The 17,192-nt window shown below is 71.2% G+C and carries 18 protein-coding genes and 1 pseudogene; 9 read left to right on the forward strand and 10 right to left on the reverse strand.

The window, feature by feature from the left end; translation table 11 throughout:
* The 5 genes from ASC99_RS40935 to ASC99_RS22920 all read left to right on the forward strand — a co-directional run.
* Window positions 1-424, forward strand: a 424-nt coding sequence (locus ASC99_RS40935; RefSeq protein WP_235583097.1) for a 1-acyl-sn-glycerol-3-phosphate acyltransferase, incomplete at its 5' end; no start/stop codon positions are given.
* 113 nt (window positions 425-537) lie between these two features.
* Window positions 538-1,326 (forward strand): amino acid ABC transporter ATP-binding protein, encoded by a 789-nt coding sequence (locus ASC99_RS22905; protein ID WP_057235022.1) that lies wholly within the window; start codon window positions 538-540, stop codon window positions 1,324-1,326.
* A 29-nt stretch (window positions 1,327-1,355) separates the two neighbouring features.
* The gene (locus ASC99_RS22910; RefSeq protein WP_057235173.1) at window positions 1,356-2,183 is read left to right on the forward strand and encodes a glutamate ABC transporter substrate-binding protein; all 828 of its coding nucleotides are present in this window, start codon (window positions 1,356-1,358) and stop codon (window positions 2,181-2,183) included.
* A gap of 57 nt (window positions 2,184-2,240) precedes the next feature.
* Complete coding sequence (locus ASC99_RS22915) at window positions 2,241-2,906, forward strand: amino acid ABC transporter permease (RefSeq protein WP_057235024.1); 666 nt, start codon at window positions 2,241-2,243, stop codon at window positions 2,904-2,906.
* Window positions 2,903-3,835 (forward strand): amino acid ABC transporter permease, encoded by a 933-nt coding sequence (locus ASC99_RS22920; RefSeq protein WP_057235026.1) that lies wholly within the window; start codon window positions 2,903-2,905, stop codon window positions 3,833-3,835. The genes ASC99_RS22915 and ASC99_RS22920 overlap by 4 nt, the downstream gene beginning before the upstream one ends.
* Before the next feature lie 114 nt (window positions 3,836-3,949).
* Here ASC99_RS22920 and ASC99_RS22925 read toward each other — a convergent pair whose 3' ends face one another.
* Window positions 3,950-4,339: an Ohr family peroxiredoxin gene (locus ASC99_RS22925; RefSeq protein ID WP_082598550.1), complete on the reverse strand. Its 390-nt coding sequence runs from the start codon at window positions 4,337-4,339 to the stop codon at window positions 3,950-3,952.
* 45 nt (window positions 4,340-4,384) lie between these two features.
* Between ASC99_RS22925 and ASC99_RS22930 the strand changes: the two genes are divergently transcribed.
* Together ASC99_RS22930 and ASC99_RS22935 are read left to right on the forward strand one after the other, a co-directional pair.
* On the forward strand, window positions 4,385-4,873 hold the full coding sequence (locus ASC99_RS22930; RefSeq protein WP_057235028.1) for a MarR family winged helix-turn-helix transcriptional regulator: 489 nt from the start codon (window positions 4,385-4,387) through the stop codon (window positions 4,871-4,873).
* A 97-nt stretch (window positions 4,874-4,970) separates the two neighbouring features.
* The gene (locus tag ASC99_RS22935) at window positions 4,971-5,957 is read left to right on the forward strand and encodes a cytochrome c oxidase assembly protein (RefSeq protein ID WP_369824215.1); all 987 of its coding nucleotides are present in this window, start codon (window positions 4,971-4,973) and stop codon (window positions 5,955-5,957) included.
* Between the two features lie 74 nt (window positions 5,958-6,031).
* On the opposite strand, the gene ASC99_RS22940 is transcribed toward ASC99_RS22935, so the two are convergent.
* Window positions 6,032-6,721 carry a TetR/AcrR family transcriptional regulator gene (locus ASC99_RS22940; RefSeq protein WP_057235030.1) on the reverse strand — a complete coding sequence of 230 codons (690 nt, stop codon included), beginning with the start codon at window positions 6,719-6,721 and terminating at the stop codon, window positions 6,032-6,034.
* Window positions 6,722-6,850: 129 nt separating this feature from the next.
* Between ASC99_RS22940 and ASC99_RS22945 the strand changes: the two genes are divergently transcribed.
* Together ASC99_RS22945 and ASC99_RS22950 are read left to right on the forward strand one after the other, a co-directional pair.
* Window positions 6,851-8,302 (forward strand): MFS transporter, encoded by a 1,452-nt coding sequence (locus ASC99_RS22945; RefSeq protein ID WP_057235032.1) that lies wholly within the window; start codon window positions 6,851-6,853, stop codon window positions 8,300-8,302.
* Window positions 8,303-8,357: 55 nt separating this feature from the next.
* Entirely contained in the window at window positions 8,358-8,768 is a 411-nt protein-coding gene (locus ASC99_RS22950; protein ID WP_057235033.1) for a hypothetical protein, read from the forward strand.
* A gap of 7 nt (window positions 8,769-8,775) precedes the next feature.
* Here ASC99_RS22950 and ASC99_RS22955 read toward each other — a convergent pair whose 3' ends face one another.
* From ASC99_RS22955 to ASC99_RS22990, 8 genes and pseudogenes are all read right to left on the reverse strand, one after another.
* On the reverse strand, window positions 8,776-10,098 hold the full coding sequence (locus ASC99_RS22955; RefSeq protein WP_057235034.1) for a DUF2254 domain-containing protein: 1,323 nt from the start codon (window positions 10,096-10,098) through the stop codon (window positions 8,776-8,778).
* A gap of 68 nt (window positions 10,099-10,166) precedes the next feature.
* Complete coding sequence (locus ASC99_RS22960) at window positions 10,167-11,177, reverse strand: DUF2278 family protein (protein WP_057235035.1); 1,011 nt, start codon at window positions 11,175-11,177, stop codon at window positions 10,167-10,169.
* A 105-nt stretch (window positions 11,178-11,282) separates the two neighbouring features.
* Window positions 11,283-13,124, reverse strand: coding sequence for a serine/threonine-protein kinase (locus tag ASC99_RS22965; protein ID WP_057240982.1), 1,842 nt, complete (start codon window positions 13,122-13,124; stop codon window positions 11,283-11,285).
* 152 nt (window positions 13,125-13,276) lie between these two features.
* Window positions 13,277-14,182, reverse strand: a complete 906-nt coding sequence (locus tag ASC99_RS40940) for an RICIN domain-containing protein (protein ID WP_057235039.1) — start codon at window positions 14,180-14,182, stop codon at window positions 13,277-13,279.
* 61 nt (window positions 14,183-14,243) lie between these two features.
* Window positions 14,244-15,011 (reverse strand): annotated as a pseudogene (locus ASC99_RS42180) (serine/threonine-protein kinase); the annotation flags it as partial.
* Window positions 15,012-15,127: 116 nt separating this feature from the next.
* Window positions 15,128-15,874, reverse strand: a complete 747-nt coding sequence (locus ASC99_RS22980) for an urease accessory protein UreD (protein WP_369824216.1) — start codon at window positions 15,872-15,874, stop codon at window positions 15,128-15,130.
* Window positions 15,871-16,545 (reverse strand): urease accessory protein UreG, encoded by a 675-nt coding sequence (ureG, locus tag ASC99_RS22985; protein ID WP_057235043.1) that lies wholly within the window; start codon window positions 16,543-16,545, stop codon window positions 15,871-15,873. The genes ASC99_RS22980 and ureG overlap by 4 nt, the downstream gene beginning before the upstream one ends.
* A complete protein-coding gene (locus ASC99_RS22990) occupies window positions 16,535-17,191 on the reverse strand; it encodes an urease accessory protein UreF (protein ID WP_057235045.1) in 657 nt (218 codons plus the stop codon). Before ASC99_RS22990 ends, ureG begins: the two co-directional genes overlap by 11 nt.
* Between the last annotated feature and the right edge of the window lies 1 nt (window position 17,192).

The raw sequence follows: 17,192 nt of genomic DNA on the forward strand, positions 1-17,192 counted from the left end.
ACTGCGGGCCGGCGGGCACATCCCGGTCCGACGCGGTACGGCCCGGGCGGGCGCCGCCCTCGACGTCGCCGCCGCGGCGCTCGCAGCGGGCCGGGTCGTGCTGATCTACGGCGAGGGCGGCCTGCCCAAGCGCAGGGATCCCCGGGACACCGAGCCGGGTGCGTTCCGGACCGGCCTGGCCCGGCTCGCGGCAGCGACCAACGCCCCGGTGGTGCCGCTCGGCCAGTGCGGCGCCCGCCGCCTCAGCTCGGGCAGCACCGCCAAGCAGCTCGCCGGCTTCGCCACCGCCCCGCTACGCCGCCCCGCCCTGCATGTGCACCTCGGCACCCCGATCCGCCTGGCGGGCGACATCTCCGAGGCGACGGCCGCCGCCCACCGTGCGGTCACCCTGGCCTGGCACACCGCCGAACAGCACCTGCCCTGACCTCGGCCCGGTCGGCCTGAGCACCCGTCAGCCGGCGAGCGGCAGCACCCGCTGAGCCGGCCGTTACTGCTCCTGCGCTTTTCGGCGTGCGCCTTCATTTCGGAGGACGGACCATGAAGCCGACGAGCGGAGTAACTGTGAGCAACGAAGATCCCACCGCCGGCACGGGCGATCTGGTGGTGCTGAGCAACGTCAACAAGCACTTCGGCGAGCTCCATGTCCTCCAGGACATCGAGTTGACCATCGCCCGTGGCGAGGTCGTCGTGGTGATCGGGCCTTCGGGGGGCGGGAAGTCCACCCTGTGCCGGGCCATCAACCGCCTGGAGACCATCGACTCCGGCGAGATCGTCATCGACGGCAGGCCGCTGCCCGCCGAAGGCCGTGAGCTGGCCGCACTGCGGGCCGATGTGGGCATGGTCTTCCAGTCCTTCAACCTCTTCGCGCACAAGACCGTGCTGCAGAACGTGACGCTCGGTCAGGTCAAGGTCCGCAAGAAGGACAAGAAGGAAGCCGACGAGCGGGCCCGCCACCTGCTCGACCGGGTCGGTGTCGCCTCCCAGGCGGACAAGTACCCCGCACAGCTCTCCGGGGGACAGCAGCAGCGCGTCGCGATCGCCAGGGCGCTGGCCATGGACCCGAAGATCATGCTCTTCGACGAGCCGACCTCGGCGCTCGACCCCGAGATGATCAACGAGGTGCTGGAGGTGATGCAGCAGCTCGCCCGGGACGGAATGACCATGGTCGTCGTCACCCACGAGATGGGCTTCGCCCGTTCGGCTGCCAACCGCGTGGTGTTCATGGCGGATGGCCGGATCGTGGAGGAGACGACGCCCGATCAGTTCTTCAGCAATCCGCGCAGCGAGCGCGCCAAGGACTTCCTCTCGAAGATCCTTCACCACTGACCGACCCCACCGCACTAGGGATGAACACCATGAAGCTTCGCAAGGCCACCGGCGCGACCGCCGCTGCGCTCGTACTGACCCTGACCGCCGCCGGCTGCAGCTCCGACGGTGGCGGCGACAAGAGCGGCGAGAAGATCACCGTCGGTATCAAGTACGACCAGCCGGGCATCGGCCTGAAGACCCCGGACGGCAAGTACACGGGGTTCGACGTCGACGTGGCCACGTACGTCGCCAAGCAGCTCGGCCACGATCCTGGCGACATCGTCTGGAAGGAAGCCAAGAGCGCCGACCGCGAGACACTGCTGCAGCGCGGCGACGTCCAATTCATCGCCGCCTCGTACTCGATCACCCCCGCGCGCTCGGAGAAGGTCGACTTCGCCGGGCCGTACCTCCTGGCGCACCAGGACGTGCTGATCCGGGCGGACGACGAATCCATCAAGACGCCGACGGACCTGAACAACAAGAAGCTCTGCTCGGTCACCGGCTCCACCTCGGCACAGAACGTCAAGACGAAGATCGCGCCGAACGCCCAACTCCAGCAGTACGGCGGCTACTCGGAGTGCCTGACCGGCCTGGAGAACAAGGTCATCGACGCCCTGACCACCGATGACGTGATCCTCGCCGGCTACGCCTCGCAGCCGGAGTTCAAGGGCAAGTTCAAGCTCGGCGGCTTCAAGCTGAGCAACGAGAACTACGGCATCGGTGTCCAGAAGGGCAGCGAGCTCAAGGCGAAGATCAACACCGCTCTGGAGAAGATGGTCAGCGACGGCTCGTGGGAGGCGGCCGTCAAGAAGAACTTCGGCTCGGCCAACTACCAGCCCGAGCCCGCCCCGAAGATCGGCGTCATCGTCAGCTGAACCGGACGACCCACGGCGGCCCGTGGGTCGTCACTGCTGCGGAAGGGCCGGGAGACCGTGTTCGACTTTCTTGAGGGTTACGACCTGCTCGGGGCGTTCTGGGTGACGGTGCAGCTCACCTTCTACTCCGCCATCGGCGCCCTGATCTGGGGGACCGCCCTGGCGGCCATGCGCGTCAGCCCGGTACCGCTGATGCGCGGCTTCGGTACCTCCTACGTCAACGTGGTCCGGAACATCCCGCTCACGGTGATCATCGTCTTCACCTCGCTGGGCCTGTTCCAGACGCTCGGCGTCACCCTCGGCGCCGACAACTTCACGACGATCAACTTCCGGCTCGCCGTACTCGGTCTGATCGCCTACACCGCGGCGTTCGTCTGCGAGGCGCTGCGCTCCGGCATCAACACGGTGCCTCTCGGTCAGACCGAGGCGGCGCGAGCCATCGGCCTGAGCTTCCCTCAGGTGCTGCGGCTGATCGTCCTTCCGCAGGCCTTCCGCTCGGTGGTGGGTCCGCTGGCGAACGTGCTGATCGCGCTGACCAAGAACACCACCGTGGCGGCCGCGATCGGTGTCGCCGAAGCCGCGTCCCTGATGCGGGAGATGATCGAGAACGAGGCTCAGCTCATCCTCATCTCCGCCATCTTCGCGTTCGGATTCATCTGCCTCACCCTGCCGACCGGGCTGTTCCTCGGCTGGGTGAGCAAGAAGGTGTCGGTGAAGCGATGAAGTCCGCGTCCACCCTGTACGACGTCCCCGGGCCGCGGGCCAAACGGCGCAACGTACTGCTCACGGTGCTGTTCCTGGTCGCCCTCGCCGTCGTGGTCTGGTGGGTGGCGCAGAGCCTCTCCGACAAGAACCAGCTCGAATGGGTCAAGTGGCGGCCTTTCTTCACCAACTCCGGTGCCTGGGAGACGTACCTGCTGCCGGGGCTCAAGAACACGCTCATCGCCGCCGCGCTCGCCATGGTCATCGCGCTGCCGGCCGGCGCGCTGTTCGGCATCGCCCGGCTCTCCGAGCACAGCTGGGTGCGGGGTGCGGCCGGCACCGTCGTGGAGTTCTTCCGCGCCATCCCGGTGCTGATCCTGATGCTCTTCGCGAACGCGGCGTACGCCGAGTTCACCGACGTCAGCCCCGACAGCCGACCGCTCTACGCCGTGGTCACCGGCCTCGTCCTCTACAACGCCTCCGTGCTCGCCGAGATCGTCCGGGCCGGCATCCTGTCCCTCCCCCGGGGTCAGAGCGACGCGGCCAAGGCGATCGGCATGCGCAAGAACCAGGTCATGCGCCACGTACTGCTGCCGCAGTCGGTCACCGCGATGCTGCCGGCGATCGTCAGCCAGCTGGTGGTCATCGTGAAGGACACCGCGCTGGGCGGCGCGCTGCTCGGCTTCTCCGAACTGCTGGCCTCGGTCCGCCCGATGAGCGCGAACTACGGCGCGAACACCATCGCCAGCTTCACCATCGTTGCGGTGATCTTCGTCGTGGTGAACTTCTCGCTCACCTCCTTCGCGAGCTGGCTGGAAGGCCGGCTGCGGCGCGGCAAGAAGTCCACCGGCGCGGTGGTCCGGGCGGACGCGGTCGCGGAGCTGGCCACGCCGGGCGAGCACGTGAGCCGCGACGACCTCGGCGGACCGGGGAGCACCTCCGGCAAGTGAGCGCGGTCCTGCCAGGCCGGTTCGGCGGCGGGCGCTCCCGGCCTGACGCCCCGGAGAAACGCCTGGAGCCCCGGACCACTGCTCGGTCCGGGGCTCCAGGCGTTCGGCGGGCGGTTACTCGACGACGAGCTCGACCTCGATGTTGCCGCGGGTGGCCCTGGAGTACGGGCAGACCTCGTGGGCCTGCTTGACCAGCAGCAGGCCGGACTCGCCCTCGAGGGCGTCGGGCAGCTCGACCCGGATGACCACGGCCAGGCCGAAGCCGGCGCCGTCCTTGCCGATCGAGACCTCGGCGGTGACCGAGACCTCGCTGGTGTCCACCCGGGCCTGCCGGCCGACCAGGCCGAGCGCGCTGGCGAAGCAGGCCGCGTACCCGGCGGCGAAGAGCTGCTCGGGGTTGGTGCCCTGACCGGACAGCGGTGTACAGCGCGTCCATGGTGACCCGTCCCTTCGTACCTCGGCGGCCGGTGTCCGGCTCGCCCTCTGCAGAGAATCATTGCACACAACTCAGTTGTGCACAATTAGACTGCCCGCGGCTATTCTGGAGACATGACCGAGCTCACCGAGGTGTCCGACGCCGAGCTGCTGCGCCTGGACCGCCAGATCTGCTTCACCGTGCAGGCCGCCTCCCGGGCCTTCAACGGCGTGTACCGGACGCTGCTCAAGGACCTCGGGCTGACCTACCCGCAGTACCTGGTGATGCTGGTGCTCTGGGAGCACGGCGACCTGCCGGTGAAGCAGATCGGCGAGTACCTGCGGCTGGACTCCGGCACCCTCTCCCCGCTGCTCAAGCGCCTGGAGACGACCGGCTACGTACAGCGCACCCGCAGCGCCGAGGACGAACGGTCCGTCACCATCCGCCTCACCGACACCGGGGCGGGCCTACGCGACCAGGCGCTCTGCGTACCGCGCGGCATCATCGAGGCCAGCGACCTCTCCGCCGCCGAGGCCGCCACCCTGCGCGCGCTCCTGGTCCGGGTCACCGGCTCGCTGGACGCCGCGGTGGACACGCCGGGGGCGGCTGCGACCGCGGGATAAGCGCCGCCTAGGCTGACCCTCGAAGCAAAACGGACGAACCGGACCCGCAGAGCGGCCCGGCCCGACCGGAACTGACGAGGGAAAGCAGGACCCGCCGATGGGCGACGGCATGACCGGGATGCACCACCACGGCGGGATGGCGCCTCTCGGCCCGTTCACCGCCGACTCCGCGCTGACCTGGTCGCCCGACTGGCCGTTCCTGATCGGCTGCCTGGTCGCCCTCGGGCTGTACGGCGCCGGCGTGGTCCGGCTGGTCCGGCGCGGCGACCGCTGGCCGGTCGGCCGCAGCATCGCCTGGCTCCTCGGCCTCGGCACCGTCCTGCTGGTGACCTGCACCGGGCTGAACGACTACGGCATGGTGCTGTTCAGCGCACACATGATCCAGCACATGGTGCTCTCCATGCTCTCCCCCATCCTGCTGCTGCTCGGCGCCCCGATCACACTCGCCCTGCGCGCGCTGCGCCCGGCCCGCAAGGGCAGCGGCAAGGGCCCGCGCGAGCTGCTGGTGGCACTGCTGCACAGCCGGTACGTCCGGGTGATCTCGCACCCGGCCTTCACCATCCCGCTGTTCGTCGCGAGCCTGTACGCGCTCTACTTCACCCCGCTGTTCGACTTCCTGATGGGCTACCGGGTCGGGCACATCGGGATGATGCTGCACTTCCTCGCGGTCGGCCTGCTGTTCTTCTGGCCGATCATGGGCGTCGACCCGGGCCCGCACCGGCCCGGCTTCGTGATGCGGATCATCGAGCTGTTCATGGGGATGCCGTTCCACGCCTTCTTCGGCGTGGCGGTGATGATGGCGACCAGCCCCCTGGTGACCACGTTCAAGACCCCGATGGCCCCGCCCGGCACCGACCTGATCACCGATCAGAAGCTCGCGGGCGGCATCACCTGGGCGTTCGGCGAGATCCCGACCGCGATCGTGCTGATCGCACTCACCCTCCAGTGGGCCAAGTCGGAGGAGCGCCAGGCCCGCCGCCGCGACCGGGCCGCCGACCGGGACGGCGACGCCGAGCTGGTCGCCTACAACGCCTACCTGGCCTCACTCGACAAGCGCGGCGCCAAGGTGGCCGACGCCGGCTGACCCACCACCACTTACGGAGCCCCCGCCTCGGCGGGGGCTCCGTACTTTCCGCCGACGCTCTGTCAGACCCGCCGTCAGACCCGCCGGGCCAGCCCGGCCACCAGGATGTCCAGGCCGAACTCGAACCGCTCGTCGCCGACGTCCCGGGTCAGCTCCCCGGCCAGCGAGACCACCAGCGGGTAGCGGTCGGCGGGCACCGCCTCGAAGAACGCCCGAATCCGCTCGCCATAGGCGGACGCGTCCTCGGCGGACACCTGCCACCGGCTGCTCTCCTCGAAAGCGGTGGCGGTGACCAGCAGCGAGAGCACATCCACGCCGTACGAAGCGGTCCGGTCGTCCAGCCCGCCGGCCTTGAGCAGGCCGAGCACCGCCTCGGCGCTGTCCAGCGCGTGCGGGGTGACGGGCACGTTGGCCGCCATCGCGGCCCGGGCCAGGTCGCCGTGGCTGATCAGCACCTTGCGGGCGCGGCGCATGTGGTCCTTCACCTGCTCCTGCCAGCGCGCCGGATCCGGCGTCTCGATGGTGATCTCCGAGTAGACCAGGTCGAGCACCTGTTCCAGCAGCTCGTCCTTGTTGCTGATGTGCGCGTAGAGGCTGGCCGCCCCCGTTCCGAGCTCCTGGGCGACCCGGCGCATCGAGAGCGCGTCCAGGCCCTCGGTCTCGATGATCGCCAGCGCGGTCGCCACGATCCGCTCACGGCTGAGCGGCTGCCGCCTGGGCGCGGGCTTCTCCCGGCCGGGCCAGGTCTCGGGCCAGCTGGTCATGCGGAACCTCCGGAGTAGGCGACCGTCGAATCCTACCTTGACACGAACGCCGTTCCAGTCGTAGAACAGTGTTCGTCACAACAAACACTGTTCGCCAAGGCGAACATCGTTCCACCGAGGGGATCCGCCATGACCGCCGTGCTCGACGCACCGACCGAACGACCACTCCACCGCTACCGCTGGGCCGCCCTCGGCCTGATCCTGCTGGTCGAGGCGATGGACCTGCTGGACGCCACCATCACCGGCGTCGCCTCCCCCGCGATCCTGCGCGACCTGGGCGGCAGCGAGTCCCAGATCCAGTGGATCGCCGCCGCCTACACGCTGGCCTTCGCCATGCTGATGGTCACCGGCGCCCGGCTCGGCGACATCTTCGGCCGCAAGCGGCTGTTCCTGCTCGGCGTCGCCGGGTTCACCCTCGCCTCGGCCGCCTGCGCCGCCGCGACCGACCCTGGCCTGTTGATCGGGGCCCGCGCCGTCCAGGGCGGATTCGCCGCCCTGCTGATCCCGCAGGGCCTCGGCCTGATCCGGCTGATGTTCCCGCCCCAGGAGATCGGCGCGGCCTTCGGCCTGTTCGGTCCGGTGCTCGGCCTCTCCTCGGTGCTCGGCCCGACCCTGGGCGGCTTCCTGGTGGACGCCGACTGGCTCGGCGCCGGCTGGCGGATGGTGTTCCTGGTCAACCTCCCGCTCGGCCTGCTGGCCGTGCTCGGCGCCGCCCGGCTGCTGCCCGCCAACCGGCTGACCCGGGCGGACGGCGCCGTCCGGCTCGACCTGCCCGGCATGCTGCTGGTCGGTCTCGCCGCGCTGCTGCTGGTCTTCCCGCTGGTCCAGGGCCGCGAGCTGGGCTGGCCGCTCTGGACGTACCTGAGCATGGCCGCCGCCCTGCCCGTCCTGCTGGTCTTCGCCCGCTACCAGCAGCGGTTGAAGCGCCGCGGCGGCTCCCCGCTGGTCGAGCCCTCACTCTTCGCCCGCCGCGCCTTCACCGGGGCGCTGGCCACCGGCGTGGTGTTCTTCGGCGCGGTCGCGGGCCTGATGCTGGTCTTCACTCTCTACCTCCAGCTCGGCCTCGGCTGGACCCCGCTGCACGCCGGTCTGACGATGATTCCGCTCTCGCTCGGCCTGGTGGTCGGCGCGATCCTCTCCGGCGCGGTGCTCGGCCCGCGGTACGGCCGCCGGGTGCTGCACCTCGGCCTCGCAGTCGCCATCCTGGGCTCACTCACCCTGTGGGCCACCCTCGAACACGGCGGCGCCGAACTGACCAGCCTCCAGCTGATCCCGGCACTGGTCCTCTCCGGTCTCGGGCTCGGCCTGATCATGGCGCCGTTCTTCGACATCGCCCTGGCCGGCGTCGAGGAGCACGAAGTGGGCTCCGCCTCCGGCGTCCTGAACGCCGTTCAGCAACTCGGCGGCTCGGTCGGCGTCGCCGTCCTCGGCACCTCCTTCTTCGGCTGGGCCACCTCCGACGGCTTCCGCCCGGCAGCCGGCTGGACCCTCGGCCTGACCGCCACCGGCCTGCTGCTCGCCGCCGGGCTCGCCTTCCTGCTCCCCGAGCGGGCCCGCCCGCAGGAGGACGGCGAGTCCTGACGGCCTCAGCTGGCAAGCTCGTCCACGACAGTCGCCGCCGAACCAGAGGGGGATCATGAACCACGCCGCACACCGCCCCGTCCATGGCGACGAACGCTTCACCGGCCTCGAGGTCAAGTCCAGTGGGCTGGTCCAGGCATGGCCGACGCCGAAGAAGCCCACGCCTCCCTCATGGCCCATCGCCCGGACCGTCCCGTACGACGTCATCCCCTACAACGCGGCCGACGCGGCGTTCCAAGCCGATGTGTACGTTTTCGCCCTGCACGTCGAACCCGACCCGGAGCGCTATGACGCGCTGGACACGACTCAGTGGATCTTCCACGTCCTGACCGGGGCGCAGGTCGCAGAGCTGCCACGCGGCGCCAAGGGCCATGCTCTCGCCACGCTGCGCCGGGTCCAGGAAGCCGCTCAGCCGGTCACCTACCAGGACCTGCGCGCCACCATCGAGAGCGCCGCCCGGGGCTGACCCCGTGTCAGCCGATGCCCTGGCGGTCCGGGGCCAGGGCGAAGGCACGGTTCGCCGGGTCCGGCACGTTCTCGGCCACCGCCCGTTCCAGCAGCGCCCGTTGGGCCAGCAGGGGCGGGCGGCGGTCCTCCGGGGTGATTCGCAGCAGGTCGTCCATGGCGGCGGCCAGCCGCCGGGAGACCTGCGGCTGGCCGCCACCGCAGATCCGGATCTCGGTGAAGGCCAGGTCGATGGTGCACTGCCAGTCGGGGATCGGCTGGACCAGCCGGACCTTCCCCTCCCGGTCCCGGTAGCGCAGCTCCCCGAACGGGTAGCCCGCCAGCATCGCCAGCAGCTGGTGGATCCGGTCGATCGCCTGCACCGCCGTGGTCGGGTCGTTCACCGCCGGAGAGAGCGCCCGGATCGCGATGTCCACCAACTGCCGGAACCCGAAGCTCAGATCCTGGTGCATGGTGCGGTCCACCCCGATGTTCAGGGCAGAGGTGATCCGGTGCGGACGGGGCAAGCTGCCGCCGGCCACCACCACGGTCGGGGTGCCCGGGGCGATGAAGTCGCCTATCCGGGGCACCAGGTGGAACACCGCGTCGTGCCGCCGGGCGGCCCGGACCAGCCGGGCCAGGTTGACGTCCCGCAGCACGCCCGAGTTTCCCGCGTGCAGCAGCGTCACGCTGCCCTCCGGTGGCTCCATCCGGGGGCCGGTCTCGGGCGCCATCCAGCGGTACGTGGTGAGCACTCCCACCGACTCCCGGGTCACCCGGTCGATCACGTGCGGCACCCGCAGCAGCCGCTGGGTGGACTGCACGTACAGCACGAACAGCGTGAGACTGAGCAGCACCAGCAGCACCGCCACCGCGGTGGACACCAGCGGGACGGAGGTGACCTTGGTCGGGTCGGTGGTGTCGTCGTAGCCGAGCTGCACCAGCAGCGTGAACAGGAAAGTGGCCAGGCAGACCGAGAAGGTGGCCTTGGTGATCCGGCTCCGGACGTACAGTCGCAGCACCCGGGGGCTCATCTGACTGGCCGCCATCTGCAGGGCCACCAGCGAGATCGAGAAGACCACACCGATGAAGGTCAGCATCGCCGAGCTGACCGTGGAGACCACGGACTTCGCCCCGCTGCTGAACGCCAGCAGGTCGGAGGCGTCGCCGGTCTCGGCGATCTGCTCGYACACCACCTCGGCGTCCAGCCAGGTGGTCGCCCCGGCCATCAGCACCGCCGCCAGGCAGGTCAGCAGCGGGGCGAACCAGAACGAGTCCCGCAGGTGCTCGCGCAGCGGAGAGAGCGGTCGGTGGCGCAGTCGCTTTGGCCTCGGCGGCTGACGGTCGGTCATCTCGCCAGCCTAGGTCCGCGGCTGCACCCGGTCGGCGTGCCGTACGGCCGACCGGGTGAGACGGTGCGTCAGAAGCTGATCGTCCGGCCCTCGGCGGCGGCCTGGCGCGCGGTGTACGAGACTCCGTGCACCTTCAGGCCCGCCGGGTCGAGCAGGGTGATCACGCCCCCGTGGTTGCCGAGCTCGAAGCCGCGGCGGCCGTTCACGGTGAGCAGGGCGCCGGGGGCCAGCCGGGTGGCCGGGATCGGCAGCCGGTGCTTGGCCTGGTCGGCGAGCTGCCAGCCGGTCAGGTCGACCGGGACGGCGGAGGCGTTGAGCAGGGTGACGGTCTCCCGCTCCGGGGCCGGACCGGCCGGGTTGACCAGGGCTGCGACGATCCGTACCGCCTGGTCGTGCGGTTCGGTCGGGCGGCCCGGCGTGCTCGGCAGGGTGTGGCCGGTGGCGTCGTCGGTGTGCCAGCTCTGCGACTGGAAGGCCAGGAACACCGCCACCCAGCGGTTCTCGGCGGGCAGGTGGATGATCAGCCCGCCGTCCTGGTGGACGCCGTCGTCCTTGCTGAACCGCCCGCTGTTGCCCTGGTTCATGTGGATGTCGTGGACACCGTTGCCCGGCAGGAAGCCGAACACCTTGTCCGGGACCTTCGCCTCGGGGCCGAAGCGCTCGCCGATCAGGTAGACCGCCGCGGCCGGGTCGCCGATCGCGCGCTGCACGTAGTGGTCCAGCAGGTCGGCCAGGTCGTTGTCCACGCCCGGCAGTTCGGGCGGCAGGGTCCGCAGCGCGGCGGGGTCGAACAGGTTGCCCCGGATGAAGTCGAGGGCAGCCGTACCGGGCTTGGACGCCAGCTTGGTCCACCCGCTGCCGGCTGCGGGCAGAAGGCCGGTGAGCGGGTGCCGGAAGTCGTCGACCACCACGTACAGCAGTTCCGAAGGCGCCTGCTGCGACTGGACGTTGACGGCGGCCCGGTAGTCGGTGCCGTGCGCGTCCCGCAGGTGGATCTGGTAGTGCGGCGTGTCGGTGGCGCCTTCCCGGCGCCGGTCCACGGCGGTGGCGGCGAGCACGCCGTAGTTCTTCAGGGGCATCGGTGGGGTCCTTCGGTCGGCTGCGTGGTCCCCACCGTTATCCCGTACCCGACCGCCGCCGGGCCCTGGCATCATCGGATGTTCACCCCACGGCCACCGGCCGACTCAACCTGCCGCCGGGACCTTCCACTCCTGGAACTTGTTACCGGGCGTGCAGGTCTCCATGGTGACCGCCTTGCCGGAGCCGTTGTCGGTCAGGCAGGTGGAACTCATGTACTCGCGCAGGGTCACGTTGCCCGACGCGGCACTCACCACCGTCCACCTGGTCGTGAAGCTGAATCCCGTGGACAGTGAGACGCCCTTGTTGTCCGTGTTCTGCACCAGCACCGGCTTGCTCAGGCTGCACGGGGAGAAGGTGTACCACTGGCCCGGGTCGGGGGCCGAGCGCGCCCAGCCGTACGCGGTGTATCCGCCCATCACCGCCGCCGTGCCCCCGGCCATGCCCGCGCTGGCCAGGCCGAGCCTGATCCCGCTGCCCACGCCGGTGATGTAGCCCCAGCCGTCGCCGCCGCAGCCCTGCGGAACCGGCGGATCGGGGGTGGGCGTGGTCCGCGTCGGCGCCGGCGCCGGAACGCTGCCGCCGCCCCCGCCACCGGGTGTGCCACCGCCGATCGCGGCTGCACCGCCGGCCGCCGCCGCTCCGCCGTTGTTGCTGGTGCCGGTGCCGGTGCCGGAGCCGGTGCCCGTGCCGCCCGCGTTGCCGCCGCCGGTGTTGGGGACGGTGCCGCCGCCCGGCTGGTTCGCGGTGCCCTGCCCGGCGTTCGGGTCGGCCGCCGGTGCGCTTGCCGGGGTGGACGGCGTGGTGACCGCCGAAGCAGATGCCGAACCTGCCTGCGTGGAGCCGGAGTTCGTCCCGCTGCTCACCGGGGCGGACGGGCTCGAGCCTGACCCCTTGGCCCGGCTGTGCAGCGCGCCCTGGTCGATCAGCACGACAGTGCCGGCACCGGCCGTGATGACGATCGGGATGATCAGGGGTATCAGGACCCGGGAGCGCCGCCGCTTGGGCTCGATCTGGGTACGGCGCTCGTCCCGTACCGCGGCCACCACCGTGACGGGCGTGGCCATCAGCGCCGGGGGCAGGCCGACGGCGGTGGCGGGCACCGTCGCCGGTCCGCTGGTCCCGCCGATGGCGGCCCGGGCGGCGGCCGCCATCGCGGCGGCATCGGAGTGGCGGTGCTCCGGCTGCTTGGCGAGTGCGGTCGCGACGAACTGACGGACCGCCGGGGAGAAGTTCGGCGGCAGCCCCGGTGCGGGCTCCCGGACGTGCTTGAGCACGATCTCGAACACCGACTCACCACCGAACGGCACCTGACCGGTGAGCAGTTCGTAGCAGACGACGCCGATCGAGTACAGGTCGGAGAGCGGCGTGGTGACCGCGCCCTCGGCCTGCTCGGGGGCCATGTACAGCGCCGTTCCCAGCACCGCATGCGACGATGTGATCTTCGTGCTGGTAGCAGCCGTGGCGATACCGAAATCGGTCACCACCACCCGGTCGTCGGGGCGCACCATCAGGTTGGACGGCTTGATGTCCCGGTGCACGATGTCCCGCTGGTGCGCGGCGTGCAGCGCGTCCAGCGCACCGGCGAGCAGCCCGAGCGTGCGCTCGGCCGACATCGGACCGTCCTCCGCCAGGACCTCGTTCAGCGGGCGGCCGTCGATCAACTCCATGACGATGTAGGCGACCTGGCCGCCGGGGCCGTCCGCGCTCTCGCCGTAGTCGTGCACGTCGACGATGCCCGGGTGGCTGAGCGCGGCCAGCAGCCGGGCCTCGCGCCGGAACCGCTCGGCGAACTGCTCGTCCTCCAGCAGCGCCGCATGCAGCACCTTCACCGCGACCTGACGCTCCAGCACCCCGTCATCGGCGCGCCAGACGTCGCCCATACCGCCGCCACCGATGCGCTCGGTCAGCGTGTAACGACCACCGAGAACGGTCCCCCGACCCCACATGCCCCGACTCCCTTGTCATGCCCGGCCCCAACGGACCGTCAGTCGGGCACAGTCTGCCAGAGCCCTCCGAGAGGTCCAGACCCCGGGCCCGGGCCGTTACCTCCCTGGTGCAAGCTCCGTACGTACCGGAAGCCTTGACGCTCCGTCGGCGGCTAGGGGACCCGCCACTCCTGGTTCTTGTTGCCGGGCGTGCAGCTTTCCATGGTCACCCGGTTGTTCGCACCGTTGGCGGTCAGACAGAGCTGCTCCACGAAGTTCCTGAGCTGGACGGCCCCCGCCGTACTCGCGGACGCCGCCCGCCAGCCCATCGGATAGCCGAACCCACTGAAGAGTTGCACCTCGCCGGTCATCTGCGACTGCTCCAGTTCCGGCTTGCTCGCGTTGCAGGGATAGAACTTGATGACCTTGTCCGAAGTGACGCGCAGCCAACCGTAGGCGGAGTACCCACCCATCACCACGGCGCCTCCCCCGACCGGGCCGTCGACCGCCAGGCCGAGCCTGAGACCGCTGCCCACGCCGGTGATGTAGCCCCACCCGGCACCACCGCAGCCCGCCGGGACGGTGCCGACGGGCGCCTGCGTGGCTGCGGGCGCCGGCGTGGCTGCGGGCGCGGTGTGGGTCGGGGCAGGCGGCTTGGGCGCCGGGGTGGTGACGGTCCCGGGGGCGGTGGCCTGACCGCCGCTGCTGGGTACCGTGCCGCCCGACGGGCTCCCGGAACTGGCAGCGGGCGCGGCAGATGTACTGCCACCGAGCTCCGTAGTCTGCGCAGCCGGCGACGAGGCCGGGGCCGAACCGGACGGTGAGGCAGTGGAGTTCAGCTGTTCGGACCTGGAGACCGACGGAATCGGACCGCCGGATCTGGCGTCGGACTGCCAAGGTTGCCAGTCGGCCAGCAACGCCGTACCCGCACCCGCACCCGTGGTGATGATGACCGGGATGATGACGGGCACCAGGGTACGGCGCCAGTTCCGGCGCGGTTCGCGCTCGATCACGACGGTCTTCGGCTCGTCGGTACCGGGCGGGACGACCGGCTCGGCCACCGGCACGACGACCGGCACCGGGACTGAGCGCGGCCCGGGCGGCGGCCGCCATCGCGGCGGCATCCGGGTAGCGGTCCTCGGGCTGCTTGGCGAGCGCGGTCGCGACGAAGTCACGGACCACCTGGGGGAACAGGCCCGGCAGCTGCGGCGCCGGCTCCCGGATGTGCTTGAGCACGATCTCCAGCACCGTCTCACCGGTGAACGGCGGCTGTCCGGTGAGCAGTTCGTAGCAGACCACCCCGACCGAGTACAGATCGGACAGGGGTGTGGTCGCACCGCCCTCGGCCTGCTCCGGGGCCATGTACAGCGCCGTCCCCAGCACCGCGTGCGAGGCGGTGATCTTCGTGCTCGCAGTCGAGCGCGCGATCCCGAAGTCGGTCACCGTGACGCGGTCGCCACTCCGCAGCATCAGATTGGAGGGCTTGAGGTCACGGTGCACGACGTCCCGCCGGTGCGCGGCATCCAGTGCGTCCAGCGTCTGGGCCACCAGGGCGAGCGCCCGCGAGGGCGGCATCGCCCCCTCCGCCGCCAGGATCTCGTGCAGCGGCTGCCCGTCGATCAACTCCATGACGATGTAGGCGCGTTGCTGGTCGGAGCCGGGATCACCCTCGCCGTAGTCGTACACGTCGACGATCCCGGAGTGGCTGAGCGCGGCCAGCAGCCGGGCCTCCCGCCGGAACCGCTCGGCGAACAGCGCGTCCTCCAGCAGCGCCGGATGCAGCACCTTCACCGCGACCTGACGCTCCAGCACCTCGTCGTCGGCCCGCCAGACGTCACCCATCCCGCCACCGCCGATCCGCTCGGTCAGCGTGTAACGCCCACCCAGAACGGTCCCCCGACCCCACATGCCCCAGGCCCCCTTGTCATGCCCGACCCCAACGGGCCGTCAGCCGGGCACAGTCTGCCAGAGCTCCTGGTCGGCTCCACCCCCCTGCACCCGAACCGTTGCAGGGATCGTACGTGTCAAGAAGCTTGGCCCGCCATCAGTCTGCGCAGCACCAGCGCGTCGGGTGCCAGCGCGGTCAGCAGCGCGGCCCCCTCCCCCGGCAGCGCCAGCAACGCGGCATCCCCGGTATCCGGCGCCGCCTGGGCGGGCAGCCCGACCGTGAGCAGCTGACCGATCGCGCGGTGCCCACCCAGGCAGGCCGGGCCGTCCCAGCCGGGGGCGCCGGGGCCGAGGTCGGTCTGCTGGTCGAGGATCACCCGGCCCGCCTGACGTACGGTCAGCCTGGAGGTCAACCGTCCAGGACCAGTACCCCGGGTCCAGTCGTGCAGCCGCCCGAGCACCTGCTCCTCGCGGTACCGCAGCCGGGCACCGGCGGCCAGGTCGATCCGGGTCGTGAGCACCAGATGACTCCCGGCAGCGGCGATCACCGGCTCCGGCGACCAGTCCAGCAGGGCTCCCGCACCCACCGTCAACCGCTGTTCGTAGTAGGCAACTTCGGTCTCGGTCCCCGGCAGGCTGATGGTGGCCGCCGCGCTGGTCAGCCGCAGCTCGGCGCCGGGGCGGACCTCGGCGTGCACGGCGAGCCGGTCGCCGCCCAGCGGGGCGGCCATCGAGCCGATCAGCACCACGTGCGCGCCGGTTCCGGCGCCCAGCGTGCGGCGCAGCGCGAACGGTCCGCCGCCCGCCAGTACGGGAAGGGCCGTGCCGCCCCGCCCGTCCGGCTCGGCGGTGACCCGGGCGGCGGCCGCCAGGGTGGCGGTCAACGCACCTGCCAGTCCGCCAGCCGCTCGCGGACCCAGGCGACCACGGGGGCGATGCCGTCGGGGGTGGAGAGGGCGGTGAAGACGGTGGGCAGCGCACCCCGCTGGGCCTTGGCGTCCCGGGCCATCACCGCCAGGTCGGCGCCGACCAGCGGGGCCAGGTCGGTCTTGTTGATCACCAGCAGGTCGGAACTGGAGACGCCGGGGCCACCCTTGCGCGGGATCTTGTCGCCGCCGGAGACGTCGATGACGAAGATCTGGTGGTCCACCAGGCCCCGGCTGAAGGTCGCGGTCAGGTTGTCGCCGCCGGACTCGACCAGGATCAGGTCGAGCGGGCCGACGGCGGCCTCCAGTTCCTCGACGGCCTCCAGGTTGGCGGAGATGTCGTCCCGGATCGCGGTGTGCGGGCAGCAGCCGGTCTCCACGGCGGTGATCCGCTCGGGCGGCAGGACGGCATTCCTGAGCAGGAACTCGGCGTCCTCGGTGGTGTAGATGTCGTTGGTGACCACCGCGAGCGAGAGCTCCTCGCGCAGCACCCGGCACAGCGCGGCGACGGTGGCGGTCTTCCCGGAGCCGACCGGCCCGCCGAGGCCGATCCGCAGCGCGCGCGGCTGCGGTGCGGTGTGGGTGTGCTGGACGGAGACGTCGTAGGGGTCGACGTGGTCACGATGCAAAGAGTCGTACCTTCCAGGAGCTGTGCTGCTCGGCGTAGATGTCGAGCAGCGGTGCGGAGGCGGCGGGCAGCTCGCCGGAGCGGGCGGCGTCCACCGCCCGGGCGGTGACGGCGTCCAGCGCCGGGGCGAGCCGGGCCAGTTGGGCGGTGACCTGGTACGGGTCCAGGCCGAGCAGCCGTACGCAGGCGGTGGCCGGGCCGTTGACGCTCTCGTACGCGGCGACGGCCGCCGCGTCGGCCGGGGTGAGGCCGGCGGCGTGGGCGGTGGCACCGAGGACCACCGGCTGGTGGGCGCCGCCCGGGTGACGGGCCTTCAGTTCGTCCAACAGCGGGTGCGGCCAGGTGGCCCGGGCGGCCCGGAGCAGTTGGCGGCCGAGCCGGCGGCTGGCGGCGCGCTGGGCCGGGGACGGGGTACGGGCCTCGGCGGCCTCGTCCACGGCGTCCAGCGCTTCGGGGTTCAGTGCGGCGGCCGCCGCGAGGGCGGCGGTGGTCAGGCCGGTGGTGTGCAGGCGGCCGGTGAGGAAGGCCGCCATCGACACGTGGTCGTGCACCCGACCCGACTTGACCGCCGCCTCGGCCCCGCCGGAGTGCGCATGGCCTCCGGCGGGGAACCGTCCATCGGCGAGCAGGAGCAGCGTTGCCGACATG

Origin of the sequence: Kitasatospora sp. Root107 (assembly GCF_001424875.1) — a bacterium.
Lineage (GTDB): Bacteria > Actinomycetota > Actinomycetes > Streptomycetales > Streptomycetaceae > Kitasatospora.

What these genes read in the sequence shown, in the direction of transcription:
- ASC99_RS22990 (WP_057235045.1), bottom strand. Translation starts at nt 17,191, where the DNA reads ATGTCGGCAACGCTGCTCCTGCTCGCCGATGGACGGTTCCCCGCCGGA.
- ASC99_RS22945 (WP_057235032.1), top strand. Translation starts at nt 6,851, where the DNA reads ATGACCGCCGTGCTCGACGCACCGACCGAACGACCACTCCACCGCTAC.
- ASC99_RS22940 (WP_057235030.1), bottom strand. Translation starts at nt 6,721, where the DNA reads ATGACCAGCTGGCCCGAGACCTGGCCCGGCCGGGAGAAGCCCGCGCCC.
- ASC99_RS22905 (WP_057235022.1), top strand. Translation starts at nt 538, where the DNA reads ATGAAGCCGACGAGCGGAGTAACTGTGAGCAACGAAGATCCCACCGCC.
- ASC99_RS22910 (WP_057235173.1), top strand. Translation starts at nt 1,356, where the DNA reads ATGAAGCTTCGCAAGGCCACCGGCGCGACCGCCGCTGCGCTCGTACTG.
- ASC99_RS22960 (WP_057235035.1), bottom strand. Translation starts at nt 11,177, where the DNA reads ATGCCCCTGAAGAACTACGGCGTGCTCGCCGCCACCGCCGTGGACCGG.
- ASC99_RS22935 (WP_369824215.1), top strand. Translation starts at nt 4,971, where the DNA reads ATGGGCGACGGCATGACCGGGATGCACCACCACGGCGGGATGGCGCCT.
- ASC99_RS22930 (WP_057235028.1), top strand. Translation starts at nt 4,385, where the DNA reads ATGACCGAGCTCACCGAGGTGTCCGACGCCGAGCTGCTGCGCCTGGAC.
- ASC99_RS22965 (WP_057240982.1), bottom strand. Translation starts at nt 13,124, where the DNA reads ATGTGGGGTCGGGGGACCGTTCTCGGTGGTCGTTACACGCTGACCGAG.
- ASC99_RS22950 (WP_057235033.1), top strand. Translation starts at nt 8,358, where the DNA reads ATGAACCACGCCGCACACCGCCCCGTCCATGGCGACGAACGCTTCACC.
- ASC99_RS22920 (WP_057235026.1), top strand. Translation starts at nt 2,903, where the DNA reads ATGAAGTCCGCGTCCACCCTGTACGACGTCCCCGGGCCGCGGGCCAAA.